Annotated in this window: 1 pseudogene; it reads left to right on the plus strand. The window is 49.5% G+C overall.

Features of this window, described 5'->3' with window-relative positions:
• Positions 1-662: pseudogene (locus R7Q48_RS27975) on the plus strand (class I tRNA ligase family protein); the annotation flags it as partial.

Below are 662 nucleotides of genomic sequence, written 5' to 3' on the forward strand. Positions count from 1 at the left end.
TCTAAATTTGAATTGACTGAAGGCCACGCAGGTAAGGGTGACGTTTCAATCGTTATCTGGACAACCACTCCTTGGACTCTGCCGGCAAACCGCGCAGTATGTCTACGTGATGATCTTGAGTACGTGCTAATCCAAGTTGAGGGTGACAACCCTGAGCGTATTATCGTTGCTGCTGAATTGGCAAAAGATGTGATGGATCGCGCGGGCATCGAGCACTTCCATAACCTTGGTTTTGCGAAAGGTGCGGATCTAGAGCTTTCTCAGTTCCAACACCCATTCTACGATTTCACAGTTCCGGCGATCCTTGGTGATCACGTGACGACTGACTCAGGTACTGGTGTGGTTCACACGGCACCTGGCCATGGTCAGGAAGACTTTGCGGTTGGCCAAAAGTACAACCTAGAAGTGGCAAACCCAGTGGGCTCAAACGGTGTTTACCTACCAGACACTGAGCTTTTTGCTGGTCAGCACGTATTCAAAGCGAATGACGCTGTCGTAGAAACGCTAAAAGAAAAAGGCGCGCTACTACATCATCACGCTTACGAGCATAGCTACCCGCACTGTTGGCGTCATAAGACTCCAATCATCTTCCGCGCAACACCTCAATGGTTCGTATCAATGGACCAAGCTGGCCTACGTGCAAAAGCACTAGAGTCAATCAA

Source organism: Vibrio sp. 378, assembly GCF_033339435.1.